This window comes from Hyphomicrobium sp., from assembly GCF_036262015.1.
Classification (GTDB): Bacteria; Pseudomonadota; Alphaproteobacteria; order Rhizobiales; family Hyphomicrobiaceae; genus Hyphomicrobium_C.
Genome location: NZ_DATAJR010000009.1, coordinates 642233 through 663554 on the forward strand (window position 1 = coordinate 642233; position 21322 = coordinate 663554).

A 21322-nucleotide genomic window follows, 5' to 3' on the forward strand; every position below is an offset into this window, starting at 1 on the left:
GTTACTGGACAGCCATTTCTAATTGGTTTGGGCCGCCAAGGGGAGAGTTACCACGACCCGCAAACCCGGATCATTGTCTTCGAGCCGCACGGCGCCATGATGCAGCCGGGCCACGGCAGCCACGAGGCTGAGACCGAGCCCCGTTCCCGGCTGGGTGCGGCTCTTCTCCAGGCGCACGAAGCGCCTAAGGGCGCGGTCGCGGTCCTTCGCGTCGATGCCCGGCCCGCGGTCCGCGACTGAGAACTGCGCCGATGCGCCATTCCTGCCCGCCTTCACCGAGACGACCGCGGGGGCCGGACCGCGTGCGGTCTGGGCCGAATACTTGATCGCGTTGTCGGCAAGGTTCGCAACGGCCTGCCCCACAAGCTGCCGGTTGGCCCGGATGCGAATGCCGTCCTCGGCTTCAATGGTCAGCGCGAGCCCTGCTTCCTCGGCGACCGGCTCATAAAGCTCGGCCACGTCACAAACGAGACGTCCAAGGTCGAACTCCTCGGCACTCTCCTCGACGACACCCGCTTCGAGACGGGCAATGAGCAACAGGGCGTTGAACGTCTTGATCAGGTCGTCGGCCTTCTCGATCGTGGCCTCCAGGCCCTCGCGATAAGCCTCTTCGCCGCGCGAATCGCGTAGTGCCGCCTCGGCGCTGTTGCGCAGGCGATTGAGCGGGGTCTTCAAATCATGCGCGATGTTGTCGGACACCTCGCGCAATCCATTCATGAGCTGCTCGATGCGGTCGAGCATACCGTTCAAACTCTGCGCCAGCTCGTCGAGCTCATCGTTGCTACCCTTGACCGGAATGCGCCGTGACAGATCGCCGGCCATGATCGAGCGCGTGGTCGCATTGATCGTTTCAATCCGATGCAAGACCGAACGTCCTACGGCAATGCCAGCGATCACCGCAGCGAAGGCAAGCGCGCCGAAGCCCCACAGGAACGTGCGCTTGATCCGCGCCGCAAGGGCAAGCTGCTCCTCGATATCGCGACCGATGAACAGGCGCTGGCTGGAGCCTACCGTGACCGGAATGGCGACACCCGTGCGTTCGATGCCCAGCGGATCGCCATCGCGCTCAAAGCGGATCACACCGCCTGTGCGGCTGTCGGCGATTTCGGGCGGAACACTGCGCAGGTTGCCTGCGAGTTTCTTGCCCGCAGAATCCGAAAGGAAATAGAGGCTCGAACCGGTGGTGAGACTGCGAAGACGGATCCGTTCGGCAAAGGCCACCGGATCCGAGCCTGTCGCCTCCCGCGCGAGTTCGGCCGCCTCGCCGCGCAGCTCGTCAACGACATGGTCCGTGAGAAGCGTGTTCGTCTGCCAGAAGAGGGTGCCGACGATCAATGCGGAAACGACAAGAAATGCAGCCGCACTCGCCGCCGCCAGACGGAACGCCTGCGTCGCCATAGTTTTGAAAACGAGATCAGACAGCGCCGTCACGGACCATATATCCCGCTCCGCGCACAGTGTGCAGCAAAGGCCGGTCGAAGCCCTTGTCGATCTTCGACCGCAGGCGCGAGACGTGCACGTCGATGACATTCGTCTGGGGATCGAAGTGATAGTCCCACACGTTCTCGAGCAGCATGGTGCGCGTTACCACCTGACCGGCATTCTTCATCAAGTATTCGAGCAGGCGATACTCGCGCGGCTGGAGCTGAATGGGTTCTCCAGCACGCGTGACGCGATGAGACAGGCGATCAAGAACGAGATCGCCCACGGCGTAGCGCGTCTCCTGCTCCTCTGGAACCGCCCGGCGCGCGAGGGCCTCGATGCGCGCCAGCAGCTCGGTATAGGCGTAGGGCTTCGTGAGGTAGTCGTCGCCGCCGGCACGCAAGCCCTTCACGCGGTCATCGACATCGCCCAGCGCCGAAAGAATAAGGACGGGCGTGCGATCGCCCTCCGTGCGGAGTGTCTTAACCACGGTGAGGCCATCGAGACGGGGGAGCATCCGGTCGATGATGAGGATATCGTAGGTGTTGCTCTGGGCCATTTCGAGCCCGGTCTCGCCATCACCGGCGACGTCTGCCGAGTGACCACTTTCCTTGAGCGATTTCTGTAGGAAATGCGCGGTCTCACGGTCGTCTTCGATCACCAGGACGCGCATCGTTCGCCTTGCCTCCAAGACATCTGCCAGCACCATAGCGGCACCCGCCTCGTCCCAGTTGAAATACATCGAGGCGGCCCAGCCCCTCAAGAGCCGCGCCGCCTCTGCCTTAACGTTTAGCTCAGCGGATCAGCCCTTCTTGAGCTGGATCGGCACGATGCGCCGCTGGTCCGCCGACTTGATGTAAAGCATCACAGCTTTGCGACCCAGCTCCTTGGCCTTCTTCACGCCGTCAGCCACATCGCCAGGGCCCGCAACCGAGTTGCCACCGACCTCAAGGATGATGTCGCCAGCCTTGATGCCCTTTTCGGCTGCATCCGACTCGGGGTCGACTTCGGTCACCGCGACACCTTCGCCGCCGGTCCGGGATGCCCCCAAAGTCATGCCGAGCTGCTCGAGTTCCGTGCCATGATGATCGTCGGCCGGCTTGCCCTGCTCGAGCTTGGCGATCTCGTCCGCGGAGCCCGGGAACTTGCCGAGGCGGATCTTGACCGTCTCCTCCTTGTTCCCGCGCCAGACCTTCACGTCGACGGTGGTGTCGGGAGCATAGTCGGCGATCTTGCGAGCCAGATCACGGCTATCCGAGATCTTGTCGTTGTTGACCTGGATGATCGCATCCTGAACCTTGAGGCCGGAACCGGCAGCCGGACCGTTCGGCGTGACTTCGCTGACGAGCGCGCCCTTGGGTTCGGTGAGGCCGATTGCCGATGCCGTATCTTCGTCCACGTTCTGGATCTTCACGCCAAGCCAACCGCGGCTCACGGTGCCGCTCTTCTTGAGCTGGTCGATCACATCGAGTGCCGTGCGGGCCGGGACCGCAAATGCGATGCCGACGTTGCCGCCCGACGGGCTGAAGATTGCCGTATTCACGCCGATAACTTCACCGTTCAGGTTGAAGGTGGGGCCGCCGGAGTTGCCCTTGTTGACGGCTGCGTCGATCTGGATGAAGTCATAAGGACCCGAGCCGATATCGCGGCCAAGAGCCGAGACGATGCCCGCCGTTACCGTACCGCCAAGGCCGAACGGATTGCCGACGGCCAAAGCCCAGTCACCAACGCGGCCTGGCTTGTCAGCGAACTTGACGAACGGGAAGTTCTTCGACGACTTGATCTTCAGGAGCGCGACGTCGGTGCGCGGGTCCGTGCCGACCAGATCGGCTTCCATCTTCTCCTGATCGTCAAAGCTGACCTGGATCTTGGTCGCCCCTTCGACGACGTGGTTGTTGGTGACGACGTAGCCGTCAGCCGAGATGACGAAGCCCGAGCCCTGCGCCTGAGTGGGGCGCTGCTGCTGGGGCATATTGCGGAACTCTTTCGGCAGGTTCTTGAAGAACTCGTAGAAGGGGCTGTCCTCGGGGATGTCGGGGAAGCCTTCGGGCAGACCGTTCTTGCCGGCCTTTTCACCCTTGCCGCCGGCAACCACCGAGATCGATACGACGGACGGTTTCACCTTTTCGATGATATCCGCAAACGAGAGAGGGGCACGGCCAAACGGCGTCTCGACGCTCGGGGCGTTGGGGGCGAGCTGGGCGAACGCGGGCTTCATCGCGAAGCCGCCCGCCAGGACACCGGCGGACGCCAGCGCGGCCACCGTTGCGTATGCCATCCGGCGTCCGGTGGCTCCATTCGACCTTGGCCCGGTCTTTGCTCCGGACGTCACATCACCGGAAGTAAGCATTCAAGTCCTCCGCTTAAGAGCGCTGAAAACGACTGTCATCGGCAGAGTTAGTCCCTTCGGCCTTACGGTTGCCTTTCGGTCACGTTAAGAGTTGGTAATGCGGCAGACGAGCGCCAAATTCGGGATTCAGAAGGCCTTTCGTGAGGGAAGTCTCGCCCGCGCGCAGGCCCCTATCCGCCGCGCCTTTGCCGGCGGTCTGACCGGCCTGGCCCTGACCTTCGCGACCTTGCCGGCGCTCTCAGGCCCCCTCCAGCTCACCCAACAAAGTCCTCCTGTTATGCGGCTTGCACAGCCGGTCGCAGTGTTCGGCCCCGACGACCGGGTGCTTCTTCCAGCAGATCGCTCCGCACTCAGCGCTTCGATCGGACTGCTCTATGAAAGCCGCTCTCATTCCGTATGCACTGCATTCTGCATCGGGGACGACGTGATCGCGACAGCGGGGCACTGTCTATTTCGCACGGCCGGAGAGAGCGCACCCCGGCTGCAGGGCTTCCAGTTTCGGTTACAGCCCAAAAGCGGTCGAAGCGCAAACTCGCGGATCGCTGGCGCGGAACAGAACGCCGAAGCTCAGCACATCGCATCGGGATCGCAGAAACTGCGCGTCAATCCTCCTATCGACGCGGCCCACGATTGGGCGCTGGTGCGCCTGCGCACTCCCATCTGCAAAGGCCGCGCACTTCCGCTCAGCCGGCAGCCTGAGAGCGAGCTGATCAAGCTGTCGGCTGCGCAACGCGTCTATCAGGTTGCCTACCATCGCGACTTCGGGAATTGGGAACTCGCGCTCGGCGCGCCGTGTGCGATCCGCCGTTCGTTCAACGGAGCGGATTGGAAAGCGATCTCGAAAGACTTCGTCGAAGCGAGCCATGTCATCCTCCACACGTGCGACACGGGAGGCGCCTCGTCCGGATCGCCCATGCTGATCGACGGTCCAGGTGGACCGGAGGTGATCGGCATCAATGTCGGCACGTACCTGCAGGCCAAAGTTCTAACGCAGGGAGGCGAGGTTCTTCACCGCTACAAGTCCGAGACGGTGGCCAACACGGCAGTCGCGACATCTGCGTTCCGCCCAGCGTTCGACGCCTTGCTTCGCGCCGAGGTTCTCGCCGACCGGCGCGATCTCAAAGAGCTGCAACGGCTGCTTGCTACGGAAGGCTACTACAGTGGATCGCGCGATGGGATCTACGGCGCCAAGCTCAACGAAGCGATCCGCGCGTTCGAACGCACGGAAGGACGCAGCGAGACTGGGCTCGCGACGACTGCACTGCTGAAACGGCTCGGCGCGCTCGACGCCGAGCGTCGCGGAAAGAAGCCCAATCTCAACCGTCCGCCGTCGATCGAGACCGGCAGCGTCGGCTCCCACAAGCTCAGCCGCGACAAGGCCTGGCTGCCGTAGCGCGTCGCTAACCCCACACCCGAGCCGACCGCGGAGTGAACAACTGATAGTCGGTGGCGTGCTTCGTGAAGAAGGTCTCGCCGAGGCGCCGGGCGGCGGCGAGCGGCGCGGCCGGGTCTCGCGCGACCTCGCCCCTCGCATTGGCCTGGCCCTGGACGACGCCGACGAACGTGGAGTGAGTATAGCGGCAGTACTCCTGGATCTGATGGACAATGCCGGCGCCGACGTCGGGAAAGTTCTCCTCAGCGTTGAGGACGAGACCGATCCTCTTGCCTTTGAGGCCGGCCTTGATCCGCTCCGAGTCCGGGAACGACGCCGCGACATAGCAGAACATGCGATCGAAGAACGCCTTGGCCTGCGCCGACATGCCGTACCAGTAGATGGGCGTGGAAAGGATGAACCCTTCAGCGGGAACGAAGTCGTTGAGGAAGACGTCGCGGAAGGCGTCGTCGATCGTGCACCGTCCTTGCGCGTCGCGGCATGTCCGGCAATCCCTGAGCATGTGGCGGACGACATCATCGGCGTGCACCGTCGTGGTCTCGTGCCCACCCTCGCGCAGGCCTTCGGCCACAGCGTCAGCCAACAGTGCAGTGTTCCCGTCGCGGCGCGGGCTGGCATGAATGATCAGGGCTTTCATCGGGTTCTCTGGATTGGTGTTGCTCGACCGTCCAGAATAGATATTCTCATCTAATCGGCATGAATAATGAAACATCGCCGATATAGATGAGAATATCTCATGAATGATACTCGCCGGGGACTTCCGTCGTTGTCCGGTCTTCAGGCCTTCGAAGCCGTGGCGCGCCGGCTCAGCTTTGCGCAGGCCGCCGAGGAGCTGTCCCTGACGCCGACGGCAATCAGCCATCGCATCCGCACCCTCGAAGCGGAGCTCGGGACCGTGCTGTTCCGGAGAAACAACCGCTTCGTGGCGTTGACCGAGGATGGCGAGCGGATCGCGGCGGGCGTGCGACGCGCGTTCGATCAGCTTCGGGCCACGATGGTCAAAACCCGCGACGACGGGGCGACGACGCTCTGCATCGCAGCCGAGCCCGCCTTCATCACATTCTGGCTGATCCCGCACCTGCCGACCTTCCGGCAGCGTTTTCCAGAGATCACCGTCAACGTGTCCCCTGCCGCCACCGACGCGCCGTTCGATCCCTCGCGATCCGATCTCACGATCGCGTTCGGTGCGGCGTTCGACCCGAACCTCAAGTACGAATGCCTGTCCGAAAGCGTGCTCGTCCCCGTCTCAAGCGCGCGCTATCCGCTGTGTAACGACTTGGCAGCCGGTGGCGAGTCGTGGCGGACCGCTACACTCTTGCACATGAACGACTCGCGGCTGGGTCCGCCGTTCCCCGAGTGGCGAGACTGGCTGGATGCGGCGGGCCTCTCACGGGCCGATCCCGACGCCGGACCGCAATTCGGCGAGTGCGGGCTGCTTCTCGAGGCGTGCCGCCGCGGGCAAGGCGTCGCGCTCGGCCTCAGCGTCCTCGTCGGCAGCGCCATCGAGGCGGGCGAACTGGTGGCGCTCTCGGATGTCACGCTCCCGGTCTCCCACTCCTACGCGCTCGTCTATCCGGCCGAGCATGCGAGCCGTCCGGCCGTACGCGCGTTCCGCTCGTGGATCATGGGGGAGATGCGCGCGCGATCCGGCCGCGCGACGGCTACGGCTTAAGTGCTCTTCTCGTCGTCTGTCTTGAGGAGCGCATCGAGGGCCGCTTGTTCGTCCGCGGTCAGTGCGTTTGCTTGGACCGTTTTTGCAGCTGTCTCGGTTTGCTCGCGAGAGGATCGGAAGCTGTTCCAGAGAATGAACCCCGCGGCCGCCAGTGCGAGGACCGGCATGAACCACAACAGCAGTGTCTCGGCTGAAAACGGGGGCTTCAGCAGCACGAACTCGCCGTAGCGCGCGACGATGAACTCGCGCACCTGATCGTTCGTGTCGCCTGCGGTCAGGCGCTCACGCACGAGAATGCGCAAGTCATGTGCGAGCGGCGCGTCCGAGTCGTCGATCGATTGGTTCTGGCAGACGAGGCACCTGAGCTCGGCAGAAATATCGCGAGCGCGTTTCTCGAGCGCCTTGTCGGGGAGCACCTCCTGCGGCGTCACGGCAAGCACCGTCCCGAGCGGGGCACTGGCGAACGCCAGCGCAATCGCAAGCACGACGGCCGACAGGCGATGGAAGCGGAGACGCATGAGCAGCTGCCTCATTCAGCTGGGACACCGGCAGGCGCCGGCGTTCGGGAGGCACGGCGCGGCGCGCCAACACGCAGGCGCCGATCCGAGAGCGAAATAGCACCGCCAATGAACATGATCACGGCGCCGATCCAGATGAAGCGGACCAGCGGGTGGAAATAGAGACGAACCGCAAAGCCACCATCCGGCTGTTGATCGCCCATTACGGCATAGAGATCGCCGCGCCAGGACGCATGAATTCCGGCCTCGGATGTCGGCTGGGGTGGCGCGTCGTAGAGGCGCTTGGACGGCTCGAGGCGCGTGACCGCAGACCCGCCTCTCGTCACGTCGAACACACCGAGGACTTCCGTGTAGTTCGGCCCCTTCGAAGGTGCGGCGCCGCGGAACGTTAGCTCGTAGCCAGCGATCTCGGTCTTTCCTCCTGGGCGCATCAAAAGGATGGACTCACTCTTGTAGGCGCTGGTTCCGACGATGCCGCATACCATCAACCCTACACCGAAATGAGCCAGCGTGGTTCCAACGGCCGCGCGCGGCAGGTTCGTGAGCCTGCGCAGCGACTCGGCCATTGGCGCCTGACCGAGCTTGATACGGAATGCCGTTTCGGAGAGTGCGCCCGCCATCACCCACACACCGATCGCGAAGCCGAACGGCGCGAGCCAGGGGCCACGGTCCGTCAGCGCGAATGCGGCGACCAAAACAATGATCGAGAGCACGCCCGCCACGATCAGGCGCTCCATCGCGGCCGCGAGATCGGCTCGCTTCCAGGCCAGCAAAGGGCCCAGCGGGAGCGCGAGCAACAGGGGAAGCATCAGCGGAATGAACGTCGCGTTGAAGTAGGGCGGGCCAACGGAGATCTTGTCACCGGTCAGCGACTCGAGCGCGAGCGGATAGAGCGTTCCAACGAGCACGGTGACGCACGCGGCCGTCAACAGCACGTTATTCAAAACGAGACTGCCTTCGCGGGAGATGGGCGAGAAGATGCCGCCCTGAGCCAGATCGCGGGCACGTATGGCGAAGAGCGCCAAGCCGCCGCCCGTGAACAGCGCCATGATGGTCAGAACGAAGACGCCGCGCTCGGGATCGACGGCGAAAGAGTGGACCGAGGACAGCACGCCGGAGCGAACCAGGAACGTGCCCATCAGCGACAGCGAAAACGTCAGGATGGCGAGCAGGATCGTCCAGACCTTAAGCGCTTCGCGCTTTTCCATCACGAGCGCCGAATGGAGCAGCGCGGTGCCGGCCAGCCACGGCATGAAGGACGCGTTCTCGACCGGATCCCAGAACCACCAGCCGCCCCAACCCAACTCGTAGTAGGCCCACCAGGAACCCATCGCGATGCCGATGGTGAGGCACATCCACGCGAGCAGCGTCCAGGGACGGACCCAGCGCGCCCAGGCCGCGTCCGTGCGTCCTTCGATCAACGCTGCGATGGCGAAGGAGAACGCGAGCGAGAAGCCGACGTAGCCCATGTAGAGAAACGGCGGATGAAACGCGAGCGCAGGGTCTTGAAGAATGGGATTGAGGCCGCGTCCGTCGGCGGGCATCGGATCAAGCCGCTCGAACGGATTGGACGTGAGCAAAATGAAAAGGAGGAATGCGAGCGCAATCGAGCTCTGCACGGACAGCACGTTGGCGCGGAGCGTTGCTGGTAGGTTGTTGCCGAATACCGCTACGGCCGCGCCGAAGATCGCGAGGATCAACACCCACAGCAGCATAGAACCTTCATGGTTCCCCCACACGCCCGAGATGCGATAGATCAGCGGTTTCGACGAATGCGAGTTCTCGGCAACGTTGAGGACTGAGAAGTCCGACGTCACGTAGGCATGCATGAGGGCCAGGAACGCGATCAGAATAAGAATGACCTGGCTGACAGCCGCCGGCTCGCCGAACGCCATCAGGCGAACGTCGCGCTTCTGGGCGCCCCAGGCTGGAATGACCGTCTGTGCCGCCGCCACCAACAGCGCCAGGATCAGGGCGAAATGTCCAATCTCGATGATCACGCGATCCTCGCTGTCTGCTCGCGGTGTCTTCGTTACTTGGTGGCGCTTTCGGGGTGCGCGGTCTCACCAAGTTTAACGCCTTTTTCTTCGAGCGCCTTTGCAACTTCGGGCGGCATATAGTTTTCGTCGTGCTTGGCGAGCACGCTGTCGGCAACAAATTGTCCGTCGGGCGCCAAGATGCCTTCCGCGACAACGCCTTGGCCTTCACGGAAGAGGTCGGGCAGGATGCCTTCGTAGCTAACCGGAACGGTCTGCAGAGTGTCGGTAACGGAGAACGACACCTTGGTCCCATCGCCGCGCACGACGGAACCAGCTTTCACCAATCCGCCAAGCCGAAACCTGGCACCCGGTGCAACTTTATGTTCGGCGACATCGCTCGGCGTGTGGAAGAAGACGATCGACTGACGGAATGCGAAGAGCATCAGGATGGCGGCAATCGACAGCACGCCTACTCCCAGACCGATCAGTAGCCCTCGTCTTTGCTTGCGCGTCATTGCGGGTTCGTTTGCTCCGTTGGGGCGAGTGTGTCCTGCTCGAATTTGCCGATTTCTTCGAGCGATGCGGCATCGCCTGCGAAATTCGTCCGGGCGCTTTCGAGTGCGGCCCGGGCGTCCTGATCGCGTCCCAGCACCTTATAGGCGCGCGCCAGCCTGAGCCATCCGGCGAGATCCTTACCGTTGTCCTTCAGACGCACTGCAAGCCGGTCGACCATGGACTGGATAAAGGCGTCACGCTCGGCGGGTGACATTGCGGCGAGATCGGGCGCTTGTTCGCCGCCAGCTGCGGACGGCGAAGATGCCTCGGGAGCCTTGTCCTCGACAACGGGCTCGCCTTTGAGCTTCTTGGTCACGAGGTCGAGGCGATCGGCGATGGCCTTGCGCCAAGGCGCATCTGTTGGCGCCTCCGCGAGCAGAGCGCGATAGTCGTCGGCTGCGCCAGCGAGGTCGCCGTCCTGCTCCTTCGCGAGGATCAGCCACGCCTTGACCTCGATACGCTTCGGCTCGAGTTCAAGAACGCGCTGCGCGGCTTTGCGTACGGGCTCAGTGACGATGCCGTTGCCTGCGAGCAGTGTCGCTTCGGCGAAGCCCAAGAGACGGCGGACAGATTCTCCTTCGAGGCGGTTTGCCTCGGCGAAGGCATGCGCCGCATCGCCGTAGCGTCCGAGGCGGAGGTAGATCGGCGCAATGACTTCCCAGCCCTTGCCGTCTTCCGGATGCTCCCTCAAACGCTCCTCGACGCGCGCAATGAGATCGACCACGGAGGCCTGCGCGACATCCGCCGATTGCCTCTCGGCGAAGGGCCGTCCCGGGAGCTGTGGCGATCCGGTGAACAAATAAAGCGCAATGCCGGTCATCGGGAGCAGCGCCGCAATCACCATGTAGACTTTGCGGGCGCGCCCGACGCTCGCTGTGTCTTCTGCCGGAAGTTCTGGGCGGGCGGCATCGCCACTGCCGCGTTTGATCAAACGCCGGGCCACCTCGGCGCGCGCGCTCTCGATCTCGCTATCGACAAGCAGACCGCGGTCGCGTTCGGCGTCGAGTTCGCGGAGCTGATCCCGATAGACGGCGACGTCAGCGGCTGCGGGCTCGACCGATCGGCTCGGCTCGCGGCGCAACGGCATCAGCAGCAGAGCGACAACGCCCGCTGTCAGTAAAGCGAAGCAAACCCAAAGGAGCATTAGAAGCCTTCTAACTCATCGTCCCGGTTCAATAGGGGCGGGGGTCAGGGCTGACAAGAGGTGGTTTGCAGTTTGGGCGGCTTTTGAAGTCGCAGGTCACATTAACATTGCGACAGATACGGTACGGTCAGGGATTCTACCGCAGCGCAAAAGCTTACGGCGGCCCCTTCATTTCAAGGTAGCAACCGAACGCTTCTGACGCGGGCGCGCTTTTGGCTAGCCCACGTTGCTCCACGTGCCATCCGGATTGCGGCAAGCCGTGCCACGCATCGCCTGCGGCTTTCCGTCGACGTAAATCTTGTGCGTGTAGTCGCGGCAATCGACGGCGCCGCGCTTATATGGCCGGCTCGGCACAACTTCACCGTAGCGGCCGTTGTCCGGGTTGCGCCACTGACGCGAGACGCCAGATTGTCCGCGCTCCAGCGCCTCAAACTCTGCTTCCTGCGCGAGACGGCGGTCCTGCGCGTCCATGGAGCGGCCGATTTCGCTGCCGACGATGCCACCTACCACGGCGCCAATGGCCGTCGCAGCGATATTGCCGCCGCCCTTGCCGACCTGATTTCCGAGGATGCCACCTGCGACAGCGCCTACGACCATGCCGGTATCGGCCTTGCTCGGACCGTCCGGACCGCAGCCGGCCAGTCCAATCGACACCATCAGAAGCGCGGAAGCGCAAAGTGTGCGCATGAAGATCCCCGTTTTGCCCGAGAGTCCGGTTCGCCCGGTGCCCGTCGGCATGCGGGCATGCCCCTCATGCCCAAACAATGCCCAGAATGTGACTCGTCTTCAAGCACATCCAATCTTCCGTTTCTACGGGGATTCAGGCGAAAGTTCGGCGTTTATCACCGGAATTTGCAGCCCGATCAGGCGGCCGGCAGATCGAGTTGCACGCGAAGCCCACCCAAGTCCGATTTCGCGAGATCGAGACGGCCCCTGTAGGACTGGACGAGGTCCGTAACGATGGACAGGCCAAGACCGGAGCCGGGCTTGGTCTCGTCCAGCCGGACACCGCGCTTGCCGATGCGCGCCCGTTGGTCGTCGGACAGTCCCGGACCGTCATCATCGATCAGAATGGCGAGCCGTCCGGGAGGCCTGCGGCTTGTGCTCGCCGAGACTGTAATACTGACATTCTCCTTTGCCCACTTGCAGGCGTTGTCACAGATGTTCCCAAGGATCTCCTCAAGATCCTGGCGCTCGCCAGCAAACCGGATATCGGCGGGGCAATCGACGGTGATCGAGATGTTTCGTTCGCGATGGATGCGCTCGAGCGCCCTCTTGAGTGGCTCGAGGACCGGCTTCACCGGCGTAGAGCGCCCGATCACACCGGCGCCTGCCGCTACGCGCGCACGGTCGAGATAGTGATTGACCTGGTCGCGCATGATTTCGGCCTGCTCGGCGACCTTCGTGCCGAGCGCGCTCCTGTCTTCACGCGCTTCGTTGGTGATCACAGCGAGCGGTGTCTTGAGCGCGTGAGCCAGGTTGCCGACCTGGGTTCGGGCCCGGTCTATGATTTCCTGGTTCGATGCCAGCAGCGCGTTGAGTTCGACTTGCAGCGGCTCGATTTCGGCGGGGAGTTCGCCATCGAGCTTCACCGCGCGGCCCGAGCGGATGTCCGAAAGGGCTTGTTCGATACGGCGCAGCGGCAGGAGACCGAAGCGGACCTGGAACAGCGTCACGGTCACGAGGCCGACGCCCGTAAGAAAGAGTGCAATGGCTAGCCGCGTGAGGAAGTTCGCGAGGCGGCTCTCGAGCCAATCGATCGGGCCGGCGACGATGATCGAGTAGCGCTGTCCCTGCCCCATCGGCAGCGGACTATCGATGACCTCGACCATGCGAATGCCTTCGCCGGCAGGGCCGGTGGAGTTCATCCACCGGGCGCCGTTGCCGTCCGGCTTGATGTCGTGCTTGATCGGAAGCTCGATGGACGTGTCACCGAGCGAGACCGAGCGCAGCGTCGGTGCGCTATCGCCTTCCACGGGTTTGATCTGCCAATACCAACCGGAGCTGGGATCCTCGAACAGCGGCTCGTAGCGGTTTTTAGGCGCGATCGGGTCGCTACCGCTCCCCATGCTGTCGACGGCAATGGAATTGACGAGCTTTTCAAGCCGCGCGTCGAACGACGTCTGCAGATCGTCGCGATAGAGCTGATAAATAATGATGCCGGCGATCGGCAGCACGAGCAGCACCCACGCCGCCGACGTCGCAAACAGCCGGAACGCGAGCGACTTAAGCTTCATCGGCGCCGCGGCTCATGCGGTAGCCCAGACCGCGTACCGTCTCGATCACGTCGCCCGGTATTTTCTTGCGCAGGCGGCCGATGAACACCTCGATGGTGTTGCTGTCGCGGTCGAAGTCCTGCTCGTAGAGGTGCTCGACCAGCTCGGTGCGGGAGACGACGCGTCCGCTGTGATGCATGAGATAAGCGAGCAGCCGGTACTCATGGGAGGTGAGTTTTACCTGCTGGCCGTCGCAGGTGACGCGCGCCGTCTTGGTGTCGAGACGGACCGGGCCGCATTCGATCTCGCTCTTGGCATGACCGGAAGCGCGGCGCACCTGGGCACGGACGCGCGCGAGCAACTCCTCCATATGGAACGGTTTGGCGAGATAGTCGTCGGCGCCGGCGTCCATGCCGGAGACCTTGTCGCTCCAGCGATCGCGCGCGGTGAGGATAATCACCGGCATGTTGCGATTGGCGCGGCGCCATTGCTCGAGGATCGAAATGCCGTCCATTTTCGGCAGGCCGAGGTCGAGGATCACGACGTCATAGGGCTCGGTGTCGCCGAGGAAATAGCCCTCCTCGCCGTCGAAGGCGGCATCGACGGCATAGCCAGCGCCGGTCAGCGCGGTATTGAGTTGGCGGTTGAGGTCCTTGTCGTCTTCTACGACGAGTATGCGCACGGGGTCTCTCGGTGTTGGTTAAGGGTAGCTTCTCCTCGGGACTATAGTTGGGGACGACAGCCGAGCCTAGAGGTGGCTGGAAGTGTATGTCGGATCAAAGGCAAAGCGGGACTTCGCCCCGCCTTGCCGGCTTGCTAGCGGACCTTGAAGAGACCGAGCGCTATGGGCTTCGTGGCCCGCAGGCGGCCATAGATCGTCATCAGGGTTCCGATCAATGTGCCGACGGTCTGCACCGTATCGACGACCTGCTCTCCTGCGTTCTGGACAAGGTCGCCGCTGACATCGATGCCGGTCACCGGTGCCAGTGCTGGAACGACCGTCGAGAGAATTGTGACGATGGTGCCCCAGATGGTCACCGAGTGGCCCCACCACTTTGGGTTGGATTGGATTGCGGTCATATCAGTGTCTCCTTCGGTTGGAAGCGGTGTTTGAGGGACGGTCTCCGTCAAGAGCACGCGGGCGCGCTCGAGCGTCGTCTCGACGCGCCGCAGCCAGCCGCGGCCGAAGCGCCAGAAGTGCGGGAGCGCCCGGTAGCGGCGCTTTCGGATCGATGCGTAATTTGCGAGGGCGGTGTTGAGCGGCGTTCTGGCGACAGCGGCGCGAGTCTCCGGACCGATCTCGCCGTCGGCGTCCGCGCCGACGGCTTCTTGCAGGCAGCGGATCGCCGTTCCGAAGCCGTGGTTAACCGCCGCATCGAAGTGCATGAACGCGAGAGCGGGGGGCAGCTCCGCGCAATGGCCCGTGTTCCAATAGCGCTTGCGATAGATCTCGCGGACGGTCGCGGGATCGATCTCTTTGAGGTCGCGGATCAGGGCGGCACGGTTCGCATCGCTTAGCTTCAGGCGCTTCCAGGCGGCGAACACCGCAAGCGTAATGCCCCGATTGGTGGGGCCGCCGGGATCGTGCGGGTCATCGGTGTAGCCGCCTTCCATTTCGAGGACGTGCGCAAGAGCACGCTCGAAGGCAGCATTCCCGGATTGCACGGAGGGCTGCACCGCTGTCTGCGCGGCAGCGGGCCACCGCACGGCAAGCAGGCGACTCTTGGGATAGAGTGCGACAGAGACGGCGTTACTCTGATTGCCGCCGAGCACGACAATCGCTTCGTCCGTTTCACCGAGCCAAAAACCGACATGCCCCTGTGACGGATCGCTGCCGCGCGAGAACACTGCGATTGCGCCGATGCACGGTTTCGGAAGCGCATCTCCCCATTTGAGATATGAGCGAGCCAGCAGCGAGCGGGTGGATCTCAGTCCCGCGCGTTCGAGGCAGGCCCCGACGAAGGCCGCGCACCACGCGACCTCATCGCGCGTCACATCCGGGCGACCGGCGTCGCGGAACATCGCCATGATACGCGGATTGCTGGACGCGCCCGCGCGCTCAGCCTCGCCGAACTCGCGCCAGGCCTGCTCCAGCCAGCGAGCGTCGTCCATGTGCACCTCGAATTTTGAATAGGTCAGACCGTTGCGGTCTTGGGTGTGCCGCGGCCGTAGGCGGCGCTCATCTGGTAGACGGCGACAGACAATGTGCTTTGCGCGCTTCCGAAGTCTGCAGTCTGATCGACGCCGGTGTACACACACGACGGTGTGGCGCTCGAAATCGTACGAAGCACGTGCTCGCCGTCCAAAATATCGACCTCATAGCGCTCGCTATCCTCGGCGAGCGGCACCTCGGCGGCGTCCCAGTTGTCGCCTCCCGAGCGCGTGCGCCGCATCCAAGTGATCGTGAGGTCGCCGCCGCTACCGCGCGCACCACGTAGATGCGCGGGCGACAACGGTTTCACGCCGCGGCCGGTGAAAGCATGTGTCGACGCGGCGAAGGATCGGTCGGCGATATCTCGATTGGCCGGACCGAAGCGCCAGCGCAGCGGCAGCCCGACTTCGCCTGATGTCAGCGCGACGCGTGCCACTTCGGAACCGAGCAGCACGAACGGCGCACCGGCCGGGAGTGGAGCGCGCATCTCATCTTCCGTACCGGCCTGGCCGCGCAGGAGGTTCGACAGCTCGTAGGTTGCATCGCCGACGAGTGTGGCAGTTTCGAATTGGATGACTTCCCATCCGCCCGCCTCGTTCTTAATCGCCGCCGCATTGCGGCCGGCTAGAAACTGCAGGCGCGTAACGGATTCCAACTCACCGCCGCTCAACTTGACGCGCACCCGTGCGCCGCGATCAACAACGGCTATCGCGCCGCTCGGCAACGGATCAAGCGTCGTGCCGATGACGGCCGGCGCCGTTGCGCTCGCACGCATCACATAGCCTGCGTCTTCGGGCGATCCGTAGACCGCGACGCGTCCGGGCCACGGGATCTGGAATGCTGCCACGTAACCAGCATCCGGCGGTTCATCGCCACGCAGGAGCGGGAGATCCAGAAATTCAAGGTGCGGCGTGCCATCGAAGACGATGGCATCGTCGGTCGTGTCACGCGGACGCGGTATGGCGCCGCCGTAAACCTCCGGTTCGATGCTGCGGCCTTCGATCTCGCGCAGGCCGCGTTCGCCGATCTCGGTGACGCGAATGACAGTGACCGTGCCGTCCTTCTCGACCGTGACGACGTCGCCCGGCTCGATCGCCAGCGCGCTCGGCGGCAGCTTGAAGAGTGCACGTTCGCGCGCGGCCCAGGTTTCGAACAGCCAAGCGTCTGCGATTTGGGACGCGCTGTCATTCTCGATCACGATGGGCAGCTCGGCGCGTGCAACACGCCCGCTCGCCCCCGTCAGCCTGCGTGCTTCTGCGACGGCCTGGCGGTAGTCTCCGGCCGACGCGATGTGCGTGACCTTCGCAGAAGCGGGCAGGTCGGTTTCCTGTGAGCGCGTGAGTGTCAGAAGGGCGTCGCCTGCGCGCTCCTCGACCAAATCGTCCTCGCCCAGCGCAAGCACGGGCGGTTCGAGGCCGCGGTGGCGGAATGCAATCTGCCCTTCCGTCTCGATGCTATCGAAGAAGTAGGCTAGCTCCAGCGGCTGCAGCGCATCGCGCGGCGACATCAGGCGGTCGATGACATATCCTTGTACGAGGCCCGCAAGACGGCTCGCATTGTGGCCGGCAATACCGTAGTCGGCGAGAAGCTGGTCGACGAGCGCAGCCAACGGTGCAACCGAGAAGCGGCCATTCAGCCAATGGCCGAGGTGCCAATTCTCGCCGTCACTCCATACATCCAAGTTGTAGGGAAAGGCCGGGAACGGACGCGCGTCCCAACAATAGACGTGGATGCGCGAGAGATCGACCATGCGCTGACCGGAGACGGACGACACGGGATTTGTCCCGCTCACGTATCCTTCGCTCGCCGGATCGAAGGTCTCGATCATGGCCTTCAGGTAACGCCGCTGCATGAGATCGTCGCGCACGCCGCGCGAAAAGTACGGATAGGCGGACTCCGCGCTTTTCGGATCGACGAATACGTTCGGCTGGTTGGCGCCCTTGTCGAGCGCGGGGCAGCCGATTTCCATCAACCAGAACGGCTTGGACTGCGGCACCCATGCGGTCGGCGTTCCGCTCGGCGTGCCGCCGGGCCGATTGAAATGCTGATTGAGCCACCAGGACTTGATGTCCTTGTAGCGGAACACCCAGGGACTGCCGTGGCCATCGGTGATCGGGGAGCGGATCTGCGCGGCGCGATTGGCATCGCTCGCGTAGTACCAATCAAAGCCCTCGCCGCCTTGCACGTTCGAGCGGAGATACGGTTCGTCGTAGATAGCGCGCGTACCGGCGAGATAGTCGAGGTGGCTCGTTCCGTCGCGCCAATCGGCGAGCGGCCAATAGCAGTCGATGCCGATGGCGTCGATCGACGACGAGGCCCAAAGCGGATCGAGATGGAAGTAGACATCGCCGCTGCCATCGCCCGGCTGATGACCGAAATATTCGGACCAGTCGGCAGCGTACAAAACTTTCGTACCCGCGCCGAGGATGGACTTTACGTCGGCCGCGAGCGCAATGAGTGCGGTGACAAACGGATAAGTCGAGGCGGCGCTGCGCACCCATGTCAGCCCGCGCAGCTCAGTGCCGATCAGGAACGCATCGACACCGCCCGCGGCCTTCGCGAGCCAGGCGTTGTGCAGCACCATGCGCCGGAAGGACCACTCATCGGGTCCGGAATAGACGACGCGACCGCCTGAGATCGCAAAATCTCCGGCACTGGCCGTGCCCACGAACGCTGCAATCTCAGCGGCGGCCGCCGACGACTTGTCCGGCGAACCTGGCTGGCCCGGGGCTGGGTCGCAGGTTATGCGTCCGCGCCAGGGATAGGGCGGCTGCGAGCTTGCAGCGGTGTAAGGGTCGGCGAGCGAATTTCCTGACGGCACATCCATCAGGATGAACGGCGTCAGCACCACGCTCAGGCCACGTGCCTTAAGATCCTGGATGGCCTGGATCACCGACACATCCGACGGCGTACCTCCATAAGCTGGGCGGCCGTCTTTTGTGCTGACGAGATGCGCATCGTCGCGCGCAAGACCTGCGACGCTCCACGTCTGCGGTGTGGTCGATTTGGCCGCCAGCTCCACGCCCGGCTTCAACGTGCATTGTCCTGCACGCAGATCGGTTCCGAACCAACTCACGACCAGCGAGATCGAGTTCGCATTCGGCAATGTCGCCTGAAGCTGGTCGAGCGAGACGTCCCAGTCGGTCGCGCCCTGCAGGGTGTGAACGTTCTCGGCCTCCGCTGCGCCTATCCCGCGCGTCTTGCTCACGGGCGCGGTCGCATAGACGAACTCGCCCGAGCCGGGGATCATGACGACACCCTTGATCTCCTCGCCGAAGGGCTCGACCGCGCGGTGGACCTCAAAAGACAATTGGGGAATGCGATTGCCATACGGAGCGAGCGGCATATCCTCGAAGACGATGTAGGCGACGCCACGGTATGCAGGCGCGCGCCCTGCTCCCTTGTCGGCCACGATGGCGCTGTCGGGAAGCTGCGTTTCCGTTCCGCGATAGAGGCGATGCGTTACGCGCGACAGGTTGATCTCGGCGCCGTCGGCCCAGACGCGGCCGATACCGCTGATGCGCCCCTCCGCGAGGGCCACGGCGAAGCTTGCCGAATATTGGTACTCGGTCGTTTCCGCGTCTTGCGCGCTCGCGCTGCCGCCGCCCTTGGCACTGCCGCCCGCGCGTGACGTCACGATGCGCTCGCGGATTTCGTCCGCCCAGATGATCTGACCGCCGAGACGTGCCCGTCCGTAAAGGCGCGGAATGGGGGCGCCCTCGGTCGACGCGGTGACGTGCAAATTCGTGAGACGCGGCCCCTGAACGGAGCGCGGCTGACCGGACGCACCGAACAGCGCGTTATCGATGAACGAGCCGGCCAGGGCGCCGACCTGGCTGCCGATAGCCGCGCCCGAGAGCGTCAACCCCAGCATGGAGACGCCAGTCGGCAGCAGCGCGCTGCCTGCGGCCGCGCCGACCGCGGCGAGAGCAAGCGTGGCCATCAGCGTGCGATCCCGGGGAATGTGAATACGGCGGCGAGCCGGCGGCGCCACCAGGTGTTGAACGGGACTTCGGAGGTCAGCCGGTCCTCCATGGCGTGGATCATGGTCGAAGGCGTTGCGAGCAAGGCCGCGTGTTTCGCAATCGCTCCGGGGCGCATCCGGAAGATGAGCAGGTCGCCCGGCTCCGGTATGACGAAGTCTTTTCGCGGGATCATGTGCCGCAAGGCAGCATCGACCAGCGTTTCCTTGCCACTCACCTCGCCCCAGTCGCGCGAATAGCCGGGCGCCTGCTCCGCCTCGACGCCGTAGAGATCACGCCACACACCCCGGATGAGCCCGAGGCAATCGGTGCCAACACCCTTGAGGCTCGCTTGGTGATGATAGGGTGTGCCAATCCACACGCGCGCGGCCTTGACGACCGCGCCGCCGTCATGGCGCCGGACAGTTTGCGACTGGTGCATGATTTACTTCTCAGCGTGATGCGGAACCGGGACGGCTGACGACCGTCAGTAAGTCGTTGCCCGGCATGTGGGGGAAGCCACGGAAGTTGACGACGTTGGCGAACTTCGTCCGGCACGTGCCGACGCGCTTGTCGCATCCGGCTGTCACCGTGAACGTCTGATCCGGCTCGAGCGGCAGCCGCGCGCGACTCCACAGTTCGATACTGACGAGGCCGCCAGCCTTCGTATGCTTCTTGATCTCCACTGCCTGCCCTTCGGCAGCGCCGGACGTGAATGACAAGAGGCCATGCGTGAACCATCCGCTCTCGAAGGCGTCGAGACCGCTGACCGTGAAACGGCGCGGGCTCGTGACTTCGACCAGCGCCCCCTCGCCGCGAAGGAGCGGATTGTCGAGATTGATCGTGCAGCGCTGATCGCCGAGGTCCGCGTCGCAGGCGTATTGGAAGAGACGACCTTTCGTTTCGCCCAGCGCATGGGCTAGGCCGCGTACTTCGGCCGCGAAGGCTGAGCCGCTGCGCTTCACCTCGCCGAGGTTGCCGCTGCGCATCAACACGCGCTGCTCCGGCGCGACCCAGTTCACACGGTAGATCTCGACGGACGCATTGTCGTAGAGGCCGGCGGCGAGATCGGCTTCGGACAGCCGCTCCGATGTCATGGCACTGGTCACTTCGAGATTGTCGACGCTCAACCCAACTGTGTCGCGGATCTCGCTCGCCGTCATACCGGCCGCCGCTTCGAACATGGTGTCGTTGAACTCGATATCCCGGTCGTGATCGGTAAAGCCCTGGCGCGCCCCGTCCCGGCGGATGAGCAGCCAGCACCAGCACAGCGTGGTGGCTCCCGAAGCGACGTGTGCCGCGAGCCCGTTCGAGAGTTGCTTCATAGGCGGATCTCGACGATCGGGATGTTGGGAATGGCGCCGCTCTGAAAGCCGGAGAGATTGACTTCGAGCTTGTCGGTGTCGAAACGCACGGGCACGTCGAATTCGAATCCGGCCGTGACCACGGCAGATGCTGCTGGCGGTTCGGCAAACGTGAGCACGCCGGTCGCAGGATCGACTGTGAAGTCGGCGCCTTCCGCTTGCGTTGCGCCGGCCACGGCGATCTTCACCGTAGCCGCAACCGGCTTCTTGATCTCCCGCACGAACGGAGCGTGGGCGGACCCGTAGGTCTTCTTGAGAAGAAACGTAAGCGTTGCCCCGTTTCCGAGCCCTATGACCTGATCGAGCGCGCTGGTTGCGGCGCCCGGCAGGCTGGATTTCCAATCAGCGTGATCGCGCCAGCGAAAGCCGTGAAATCGACCACGCCGCTCCTCGAAAAATGCGATCACTTCGTGCAGCGCATCGATAGACGCGACGCCATATCCCGCGTTGTAGCTCCGGCGCGACGCGGCCCAACGGCTGTTGCGCTCTTCGAAACCGGAGCCCAGAACGACGACATCGGTGCGCCGCTCGGGTCCACCTTGCGCGCCGCGCGAGATGGCCGTCGGAAAGCGGATTTCGTGGAAGGACATCACGC

Annotated in this window: 18 protein-coding genes; 2 read left to right on the top strand and 16 right to left on the bottom strand. The window is 63.9% G+C overall.

Going from position 1 to position 21322, the window contains the following annotated elements:
- Positions 1 to 18 precede the first annotated feature (18 nt).
- From VHO05_RS18610 to VHO05_RS18620, 3 genes are all read right to left on the bottom strand, one after another.
- On the bottom strand, positions 19 to 1431 hold the full coding sequence (locus VHO05_RS18610; protein WP_329648109.1) for a sensor histidine kinase: 1413 nt from the start codon (positions 1429 to 1431) through the stop codon (positions 19 to 21).
- Positions 1415 to 2095, bottom strand: coding sequence for a response regulator transcription factor (locus tag VHO05_RS18615; protein WP_329648202.1), 681 nt, complete (start codon positions 2093 to 2095; stop codon positions 1415 to 1417). The genes VHO05_RS18610 and VHO05_RS18615 overlap by 17 nt, the downstream gene beginning before the upstream one ends.
- A 129-nt stretch (positions 2096 to 2224) precedes the next feature.
- Entirely contained in the window at positions 2225 to 3700 is a 1476-nt protein-coding gene (locus VHO05_RS18620) for a Do family serine endopeptidase (RefSeq protein WP_329648110.1), read from the bottom strand.
- 169 nt (positions 3701 to 3869) lie between these two features.
- Here VHO05_RS18620 and VHO05_RS18625 point away from each other — a divergent pair, with 169 nt between their 5' ends.
- On the top strand, positions 3870 to 5165 hold the full coding sequence (locus tag VHO05_RS18625) for a peptidoglycan-binding protein (RefSeq protein ID WP_329648111.1): 1296 nt from the start codon (positions 3870 to 3872) through the stop codon (positions 5163 to 5165).
- 7 nt (positions 5166 to 5172) lie between these two features.
- Here VHO05_RS18625 and VHO05_RS18630 read toward each other — a convergent pair whose 3' ends face one another.
- On the bottom strand, positions 5173 to 5802 hold the full coding sequence (locus tag VHO05_RS18630) for a flavodoxin family protein (protein ID WP_329648112.1): 630 nt from the start codon (positions 5800 to 5802) through the stop codon (positions 5173 to 5175).
- Positions 5803 to 5901: 99 nt separating this feature from the next.
- Between VHO05_RS18630 and VHO05_RS18635 the strand changes: the two genes are divergently transcribed.
- Positions 5902 to 6837, top strand: a complete 936-nt coding sequence (locus VHO05_RS18635) for a LysR substrate-binding domain-containing protein (protein WP_329648113.1) — start codon at positions 5902 to 5904, stop codon at positions 6835 to 6837.
- Here VHO05_RS18635 and VHO05_RS18640 read toward each other — a convergent pair.
- The 12 genes from VHO05_RS18640 to VHO05_RS18695 form a co-directional block, all read right to left on the bottom strand.
- Positions 6834 to 7370 (bottom strand): cytochrome c-type biogenesis protein, encoded by a 537-nt coding sequence (locus tag VHO05_RS18640; RefSeq protein ID WP_329648114.1) that lies wholly within the window; start codon positions 7368 to 7370, stop codon positions 6834 to 6836. The genes VHO05_RS18635 and VHO05_RS18640 overlap by 4 nt on opposite strands.
- On the bottom strand, positions 7367 to 9355 hold the full coding sequence (locus VHO05_RS18645) for a heme lyase CcmF/NrfE family subunit (protein ID WP_329648115.1): 1989 nt from the start codon (positions 9353 to 9355) through the stop codon (positions 7367 to 7369). Before VHO05_RS18645 ends, VHO05_RS18640 begins: the two co-directional genes overlap by 4 nt.
- 32 nt (positions 9356 to 9387) lie before the next feature.
- Positions 9388 to 9849, bottom strand: a complete 462-nt coding sequence (gene ccmE, locus VHO05_RS18650; RefSeq protein ID WP_329648116.1) for a cytochrome c maturation protein CcmE — start codon at positions 9847 to 9849, stop codon at positions 9388 to 9390.
- Positions 9846 to 11033, bottom strand: coding sequence for a c-type cytochrome biogenesis protein CcmI (gene ccmI, locus VHO05_RS18655; protein ID WP_329648117.1), 1188 nt, complete (start codon positions 11031 to 11033; stop codon positions 9846 to 9848). Before ccmI ends, ccmE begins: the two co-directional genes overlap by 4 nt.
- A gap of 216 nt (positions 11034 to 11249) precedes the next feature.
- The gene (locus tag VHO05_RS18660) at positions 11250 to 11771 is read right to left on the bottom strand and encodes an RT0821/Lpp0805 family surface protein (protein WP_329648118.1); all 522 of its coding nucleotides are present in this window, start codon (positions 11769 to 11771) and stop codon (positions 11250 to 11252) included.
- A gap of 125 nt (positions 11772 to 11896) precedes the next feature.
- Positions 11897 to 13270: an ATP-binding protein gene (locus tag VHO05_RS18665; RefSeq protein WP_329648119.1), complete on the bottom strand. Its 1374-nt coding sequence runs from the start codon at positions 13268 to 13270 to the stop codon at positions 11897 to 11899.
- A complete protein-coding gene (locus VHO05_RS18670; protein ID WP_329648120.1) occupies positions 13260 to 13931 on the bottom strand; it encodes a response regulator transcription factor in 672 nt (223 codons plus the stop codon). Before VHO05_RS18670 ends, VHO05_RS18665 begins: the two co-directional genes overlap by 11 nt.
- Positions 13932 to 14065: 134 nt before the next feature.
- A complete protein-coding gene (locus tag VHO05_RS18675) occupies positions 14066 to 15361 on the bottom strand; it encodes a TIGR02594 family protein (protein ID WP_329648121.1) in 1296 nt (431 codons plus the stop codon).
- 23 nt (positions 15362 to 15384) lie between these two features.
- Positions 15385 to 19344, bottom strand: a complete 3960-nt coding sequence (locus VHO05_RS18680; RefSeq protein WP_329648122.1) for a baseplate multidomain protein megatron — start codon at positions 19342 to 19344, stop codon at positions 15385 to 15387.
- Positions 19344 to 19805 (bottom strand): NlpC/P60 family protein, encoded by a 462-nt coding sequence (locus VHO05_RS18685; RefSeq protein WP_329648123.1) that lies wholly within the window; start codon positions 19803 to 19805, stop codon positions 19344 to 19346. Before VHO05_RS18685 ends, VHO05_RS18680 begins: the two co-directional genes overlap by 1 nt.
- A 10-nt stretch (positions 19806 to 19815) precedes the next feature.
- Positions 19816 to 20688 carry a DUF2163 domain-containing protein gene (locus tag VHO05_RS18690; protein WP_329648124.1) on the bottom strand — a complete coding sequence of 291 codons (873 nt, stop codon included), beginning with the start codon at positions 20686 to 20688 and terminating at the stop codon, positions 19816 to 19818.
- On the bottom strand, positions 20685 to 21317 hold the full coding sequence (locus tag VHO05_RS18695) for a DUF2460 domain-containing protein (RefSeq protein WP_329648125.1): 633 nt from the start codon (positions 21315 to 21317) through the stop codon (positions 20685 to 20687). The genes VHO05_RS18690 and VHO05_RS18695 overlap by 4 nt, the downstream gene beginning before the upstream one ends.
- Positions 21318 to 21322 lie beyond the last annotated feature (5 nt).

Coding starts and splice junctions, on each gene's coding strand:
- VHO05_RS18685 (WP_329648123.1), bottom strand. CDS start 19,805: ATGCACCAGTCGCAAACTGTCCGGCGCCATGACGGCGGCGCGGTCGTC.
- ccmE (WP_329648116.1), bottom strand. CDS start 9,849: ATGACGCGCAAGCAAAGACGAGGGCTACTGATCGGTCTGGGAGTAGGC.
- VHO05_RS18615 (WP_329648202.1), bottom strand. CDS start 2,095: ATGCGCGTCCTGGTGATCGAAGACGACCGTGAGACCGCGCATTTCCTA.
- VHO05_RS18660 (WP_329648118.1), bottom strand. CDS start 11,771: ATGCCGACGGGCACCGGGCGAACCGGACTCTCGGGCAAAACGGGGATC.
- VHO05_RS18625 (WP_329648111.1), top strand. CDS start 3,870: ATGCGGCAGACGAGCGCCAAATTCGGGATTCAGAAGGCCTTTCGTGAG.
- VHO05_RS18620 (WP_329648110.1), bottom strand. CDS start 3,700: ATGGCATACGCAACGGTGGCCGCGCTGGCGTCCGCCGGTGTCCTGGCG.
- VHO05_RS18680 (WP_329648122.1), bottom strand. CDS start 19,344: ATGGCCACGCTTGCTCTCGCCGCGGTCGGCGCGGCCGCAGGCAGCGCG.
- VHO05_RS18640 (WP_329648114.1), bottom strand. CDS start 7,370: ATGAGGCAGCTGCTCATGCGTCTCCGCTTCCATCGCCTGTCGGCCGTC.
- ccmI (WP_329648117.1), bottom strand. CDS start 11,033: ATGCTCCTTTGGGTTTGCTTCGCTTTACTGACAGCGGGCGTTGTCGCT.
- VHO05_RS18690 (WP_329648124.1), bottom strand. CDS start 20,688: ATGAAGCAACTCTCGAACGGGCTCGCGGCACACGTCGCTTCGGGAGCC.
- VHO05_RS18630 (WP_329648112.1), bottom strand. CDS start 5,802: ATGAAAGCCCTGATCATTCATGCCAGCCCGCGCCGCGACGGGAACACT.
- VHO05_RS18695 (WP_329648125.1), bottom strand. CDS start 21,317: ATGTCCTTCCACGAAATCCGCTTTCCGACGGCCATCTCGCGCGGCGCG.
- VHO05_RS18665 (WP_329648119.1), bottom strand. CDS start 13,270: ATGAAGCTTAAGTCGCTCGCGTTCCGGCTGTTTGCGACGTCGGCGGCG.
- VHO05_RS18635 (WP_329648113.1), top strand. CDS start 5,902: ATGAATGATACTCGCCGGGGACTTCCGTCGTTGTCCGGTCTTCAGGCC.
- VHO05_RS18675 (WP_329648121.1), bottom strand. CDS start 15,361: ATGGACGACGCTCGCTGGCTGGAGCAGGCCTGGCGCGAGTTCGGCGAG.